The organism is Inquilinus sp. OTU3971, assembly GCF_038440215.1.
This window is the reverse complement of sequence record NZ_JASATH010000306.1, coordinates 1-5688: the sequence shown is the minus strand read 5'-3', so window position 1 is coordinate 5688 and position 5688 is coordinate 1. Positions and strand designations below refer to the sequence as shown.

The 5688-nt window shown below is 70.4% G+C and carries 7 protein-coding genes; 4 read left to right on the top strand and 3 right to left on the bottom strand.

The annotated features are described in order from the left end of the window. Positions 1-358 precede the first annotated feature (358 nt). Positions 359-1186 carry an AidB family quorum-quenching N-acyl homoserine lactonase gene (gene aidB / locus AAHM41_RS38405; protein ID WP_342241911.1) on the top strand — a complete coding sequence of 276 codons (828 nt, stop codon included), beginning with the start codon at positions 359-361 and terminating at the stop codon, positions 1184-1186. A gap of 35 nt (positions 1187-1221) precedes the next feature. Here aidB and AAHM41_RS38400 read toward each other — a convergent pair whose 3' ends face one another. Together AAHM41_RS38400 and AAHM41_RS38395 are read right to left on the bottom strand one after the other, a co-directional pair. Next, positions 1222-2604, bottom strand: a complete 1383-nt coding sequence (locus tag AAHM41_RS38400; RefSeq protein ID WP_342241910.1) for an esterase-like activity of phytase family protein — start codon at positions 2602-2604, stop codon at positions 1222-1224. A gap of 83 nt (positions 2605-2687) precedes the next feature. Then, positions 2688-3347, bottom strand: a complete 660-nt coding sequence (locus AAHM41_RS38395) for an FMN-dependent NADH-azoreductase (RefSeq protein ID WP_342241909.1) — start codon at positions 3345-3347, stop codon at positions 2688-2690. Positions 3348-3456: 109 nt separating this feature from the next. Here AAHM41_RS38395 and AAHM41_RS38390 point away from each other — a divergent pair, with 109 nt between their 5' ends. Genes AAHM41_RS38390 through AAHM41_RS38380 form a run of 3 tightly spaced genes read left to right on the top strand, consistent with a single transcriptional unit; the run spans position 3457 to position 5052 of the window. Continuing rightward, positions 3457-4389: a LysR substrate-binding domain-containing protein gene (locus tag AAHM41_RS38390; protein ID WP_342241908.1), complete on the top strand. Its 933-nt coding sequence runs from the start codon at positions 3457-3459 to the stop codon at positions 4387-4389. A 22-nt stretch (positions 4390-4411) separates the two neighbouring features. Further along, complete coding sequence (locus AAHM41_RS38385) at positions 4412-4666, top strand: AbrB/MazE/SpoVT family DNA-binding domain-containing protein (protein WP_342241907.1); 255 nt, start codon at positions 4412-4414, stop codon at positions 4664-4666. Next, positions 4663-5052, top strand: coding sequence for a PIN domain-containing protein (locus tag AAHM41_RS38380; protein WP_342241906.1), 390 nt, complete (start codon positions 4663-4665; stop codon positions 5050-5052). Before AAHM41_RS38385 ends, AAHM41_RS38380 begins: the two co-directional genes overlap by 4 nt. Positions 5053-5063: 11 nt before the next feature. Here AAHM41_RS38380 and AAHM41_RS38375 read toward each other — a convergent pair whose 3' ends face one another. Further along, positions 5064-5438 carry a Smr/MutS family protein gene (locus AAHM41_RS38375; RefSeq protein WP_342241905.1) on the bottom strand — a complete coding sequence of 125 codons (375 nt, stop codon included), beginning with the start codon at positions 5436-5438 and terminating at the stop codon, positions 5064-5066. Positions 5439-5688 lie beyond the last annotated feature (250 nt).

Below are 5688 nucleotides of genomic sequence, written 5' to 3'. Positions count from 1 at the left end.
CCTCAAGATCGGCGCTCTCGTCACCACCAGCGTCCGACGGATCAAGGTCGCCATGGCTTCGAGCTGCCCCTACCATCACGAGTTCGGACGCGCCCATGCCTTCCTTGCCGCTGCAGGACGCTGACGAACCAGACAGCGCAGAGGCCACATCATCTCCGACGCGACTGCCAGAGGCGGCGGCGATCCGGCGTGACCGAAATCAACCAACTCCGCCGAAAATCGGCCGACCTGCACAAATGCCTCCGCCTTCAGCCCCACCGACGCACTGCCTCGCCACGCAGTGAGATATCCGGGCTAGCCTGGGTGGCGACGGCGTGAGCCCGGGCGGGCAAGCCGTCCTTCTGCCGAGAGGATCGACATGTCCGCTGCTGCCAGGCGCTTCGGCCCCTACGATGTCACGGTGCTGCTCGACGGCATCTTCGAGGCCCCGAAGACCGTGCTGACCCATGCCGCCGGCGAGGAAGCCACCCGGCGCCTGATCGACGGCTGGCCCGGCGACAAGATCCGCATCGACGTGAACTGCTACCTCCTGACCGGAGAGAACGGCGTTTCGTTGATCGATGCCGGCACGGGCGACCATTGGGGCCCGGCGCTGGGCAAGGCGCGCGCGGCCCTGGCGGAGGCCGGCGTGCGTCCCGAAGGGGTCGACCGCGTGCTGCTGACCCATCCGCACGGCGACCACGCCCTCGGCCTGCTCGACGGCGACCAGGCCTGGCTGCCGCGGGCCGAGATTCTGTTTCCGGAACGTGACTTCGCCTTCTTCGGCGATCCGGCCGTGGCGGAAACCTTTCCGCCGAACCGGCGCGGCAACTTCAAGACCGTCACCGACCTGACCCGGGCCTATGCCGGCCGCATCCGGACCATCGCGCCGGGACCGGTCGAGGGCATGCCCGGCGTCGAAGCCGTGCCGCTGCCCGGCCACACGCCCGGGCAGAGCGGCTATCGCATCGGCGAGGGCCGGAACAGCCTGCTGATCTGGGCCGACGCCATCCATCTCGGCGTGCCGCAGATCGAGGATCCGGAGGTCGGCCTCACCTACGACCTCGACCCGGCGCTGGCCATCGAGAGCCGCCGCTTCCTGCTGCAGGAGGCGGCCAAGCACGGCTGGCGGGTCACCGGCAGCCATGTCAGCCCGATCGGCCGGATCGAGGCGGGCGACCGAGGCTGGCGGTTCGTCGAGGGCTGAGGCCCCCGCAGGACAAGCCGGCGGGGGCCGCCTTCCTACTTCGCGTTCAACAGCTCGGTCACCTTGAGCAGCACGAACTCCTCGTCGTCCTGCCGGTCGACGGCGCGGCCGGAGGAGAAGGGCAGGTTGTTGTCGTTGGCGACGATGATGTGGTCGGCGTCGACCCGCGCCACGTTCTCGATGGTGACGAAGGGGAAGCCGAGCACCCCGTCATGGCCGCCCTGGCGCGCCTTGTGCTCCGGGTCCTGGAGCGCCAGCAGGTCGATCGAGCCGATCTTGCGCAGCACGCCGTCGGCATCGGCATCCGCCAGATCGACCAGGAAGACGCGCTTGAATTTGGCCGGGGTGGCGAAGCAGTCCGGCTTCGGCGCGCCCTGGCAGGCCTTGGTGACATCGCCCTCGCCGTTGTCGCGCTCGATGATCAGGCCGCGGGTGCCGCCGATCAGGTTGAAGTCGCCGATTGCATTGCCCTTGGCCTCGAGCCGGTACTTCCACGACTTGCCGGTGTACGACTTCGACGCGACGTCGAATTCGAGCACGCGCAGGACCTCATGGCCCTGGGCGTCGGTTTCCGGCGCGCCCTTGGCCGCGTCCCACAGCCCACCCTCGAGCAGCGGGTACAGGGTCTTGCCGTCCCCGGACGCCGCCATGCCCTCGAAGCCCTTGCTGCGGCGCGATTCGACGGCGACCGGGCCGGGGGCGCCCGGCATGGTCAGGTACGGGTTGTCGGGCGAGCGCACCGGCTTGCCGTCCGCCACCGTGTCGACCACGGTCAGCACCCGGCCGGCCGCGTCGGTCTCGATCAGGAACGGGCCCAGCTCGTCGCCGAACCAATAGTGGTCGCCGACCAGCTGCACCGATTCGATGTCGAAATCGGCTCCGGTCAGATAGCGCTCCTTCGTCGCCTCGGTGACGATGCGGAACGGCACCTTCCGGTCCGGATCGCTGAGGAACATGGTGTTCAGCACCGACACCCGGCCCGCCTGCCAGTCCGGCTTCACCCGGTGCACCATCAGCATCGCGTCCGGCGAGTTCGCCTTGGCGCCGAAGCCGTTGTCGGTGATGACGACATATTCGCCGTTGCCGACCGGCCGGATGCCGCTGAAGCCCTGCACCGCCTGGCCGACGAAGGGGAACAGCAAGCCGGTCTCGCGCACCGCATCCTTGCTGCCGGTGGTGCCCATGACGCTGAACGGCCGGTCGATCCGGGCCAGGGCCGGGCCGGCGAACTTGGCCGAGGTGGCGAACATCGCCGGCGCGTCGGCCGGCGGCGCGGCGAAGGTCATCGCCGGCAGCACGGCATGGCCTTCCAGCACCGCCGGATAGGTCTGCGGCGCCGGGTCGTCACCCGCCAGGGCGCCGGCGGCGGACAGGGCCAGGGCAAGCAGGGACGCGGCGGCACTGCGGAACGGAAGCATGGAACCCCCTCTCGAACGGAAAGCGGCGAGAGAGTGGGGTCGGCCGATGACGATCGGATGACGGCTGCGTGAAACTCTCGGGACTACGCGGCCACGGCCACTTCCGCCGTCATCCGCGCCACCAGCCGGTCGATCTCGGCCTCCGCCGCCTGCAGTGACTGCCGGATCCGCTCGTCGGCGAACTCGTCGTACTCCGCCGCGATCGACACCGCGTCGGTGATGCCGATGTAGCGGAACACCGTGTGCAGATGCGGCTCGACATGGTTGAGGCCGGCCAGCCTTTCGCCCGGGTCGTAGCCCCAGTCCCCGCGGGCGCCCAGCGTCACCAGCCGCTTGCCGGACAGCATCGGCCAGTACGGCTCGCCTTGCCGGCTGCGGTCGAAGCCGAAGGTGCGGCCGACGCGGACGATGTTGTCGACCCAGGCCTTCATCGGCGCCGGCAGGCCGAAATTGTACATCGGCACCCCGGCGACGATCAGGTCGGCGCGCTCCAGCTCGTCCACCAGCGCGTCGCTGACCGCCAGCGTGGCGCGCATCTCCGGCGTCCGACGTTCCGGCCTGGTGAAGGCGGCGGCGATCCAGGCCTCGGTCACCGGCGGCGGCGGTTCGAGGCCGACATCGCGACGGATCACCGTGTCGCCCGGCCGGCGGGCCAGCCAGGACTCGACGAAGCGGGCCGACAGGCGGCGCGTGTGCGAGCGGCCGAGGCGGGCGCTGGAATCGATGTGCAGGACCGTGGTCATGGCTGAGCTCCGGAATGTCTCCGGCCCGAGAAATGTGCGCTTTCCGTCTTGCAGACAAAGGCGAATTCCTCATCTTATGGCTGAGGTGAATTCATCTGTCTGGACCACCATGCGCCGCCTGCCCCCGCTCGCCGCCCTGCGCGCCTTCGAGGCCGCCGCCCGCCATCTCAGCTTCAAGCGCGCGGCGGAGGAGCTGCTGGTGACCCCGACGGCCGTGAGCCACCAGATCCGCCTGCTGGAGGAGACGATGGGCCTGCGGCTGTTCGAGCGGCGGACCCGGCAGGTGGTGATGACCGAGGCGGCGCAGCGCCTGTACCCGGTGCTGCGCGACGGCTTCGATGCCTTCGCCCGCACCATCGACGGGCTCCGGGCCCGGCCGAGCACCGTGACCCTGACCGCGACCCGCGCCTTCACCGCGCGCCTGCTGGTGCCCCGGGTGGCGTCGTTCCAGGAGCGGCGGCCGGACGTCACGCTGCGCCTGCTGACGGCGGACGAGCCGGTCGACCTGACCGCCGGCACCGCCGACCTCGCCATCCGCTACGGCGGCGGCGCGTATCCGGGACTGCGGTCGGAGCCGCTGGGCACCGACCGGCTGGCGCCGGTGGCGCATCCCGCGCTGGGGCTGACGGCGCCGGAGCAGCTGGCGCAGCACCGCCTGGTCCATTTCGAGTGGCGCGTGCCGCATCCGGAGAAGCCGTCCTGGCCGCGCTGGTTCGCCGCCGCCGGCCTGCCCGATCGCAGCGCTTCGGCCCTGCACTGCACCGATGAGAGCCACGCCATCCAGGCGGTCGCGGCCGGCCACGGCGTCGGCCTGCTGAGCCTGACCCTGGTGGCGGCGGAGCTGGCGGCCGGGACGCTGGTGCAGCCCTTCGGCCCGGCGATCGAGGGCATGGGCTTCCATCTGGTCCGCCGCCCCGGCCCAGGGGGCCCGGAGGACGAGGCGGTGACGGCGGTCAGGGAGTGGATCCTGGCGGAGTTTAGCGGAATCACCGGTACCAGGACCTTGCCGCGTTGCCCACATGACGCCATATTGAGTCTCTGATGGCATAGTTTGGAAACGCGCCATGAACTCATCCAAAGCCAAAGTCTCTGAATCCGGCCGCTTGAGCATTCCAGCAGAGCTGCGGAGGGCTGTCGGCCTGGAGCGTGGCGGCGATGTCGTGGTTGAACTCGACGGTCGTGACATCCGGATCCGCACGGTGGCGGAGGCCGTTGCCCAGGCACAGGCCCTCAGCCGGCAGTTGCTCGGCGATCGGGCGGCCAGTGCCTCGGTGGACGACTTCCTGGCCGAGCGGCGCCGAGAAGCCGAGCGGGAATGACGGCGGCGGTCATCGACGCCTCGGCAATTCTCGCTCTACTGCTCGACGAGCCCGGCGCGCAGAAGGTCGAGGCCGTCCTGGCGGATTCGGTGATTACAACGATCAATCTGTCGGAAGTCGTCGGCTATTATGCCCGGGGCGGAGCCGACGAGGCCGGCATCCGGAAAATGCTGAACGCGCTGACCTGCGAGCGTGTCCTGTTCGATGAAGAACTCGCCTATGCTGCCGGAATGCTGGTGCCCCGGACCCGATCGGCGGGGCTGTCTCTTGGCGACCGGGCTTGTCTGGCGCTTGCCCATCGGTTGGGCGTCCCCGCGATGACGGCAGATCGCCCCTGGCTCGCATTTGCCCATACGATCGATGTCCGGATCGAACTGATCCGGTAGAAGCCCGACCCCTACCCCTCACGCCGGCGCTTGAGCACGACGTAGAGCGCACCGGAGCCGCCGTCGCGGGGATGGGCCGGGGTGATGGCCAGGACCTTGTCGCGCAGCGGCGGCTCGTTCAGCCACAGCGGCACATTGGCGCGCAGCACGCTGTCACCGTTCGAGAAGCTGCCCTTGCCGGTGATCACCAGCAGCGTCTTCTTGCCCGCCCGCTGGGCCGCGGCGACGAAGCCGATCAGCGCGTCATGGGCCTCGATCTGGCGCATGCCGTGCAGGTCGAGCCGGCCCTCGATCTCCTGCTTGCCGCGGCGCAGCCGGTCGGCGCGATGGCCGTCGATGCCGGTCAGGTCGCCGGAGCGCAGCCGTTTCGGCGCGGCCGCCGGCACGGCGGGCTTCGGCGCCGCAGCAGCAGCCGGGCGCTGGCCGGGCGGGACCGGGCGGGGCGGCGGGGAGGGGGTTGGTTCAGGCGGAGGCGGCGGGGAGGCCGGGTCGCGCGGCCGCAGCGGCGCGACATCCTGCGTCACGAGACGCCAGAGGCGGCGCTCTTCCTCGCTCGGTTTGCGGGTCTTGGCCATGCCGGATCAGCGGTCGGCATCCTCGGCCGAACGGCCGCGGGGGGGGGGGGGGGGGGGGGGG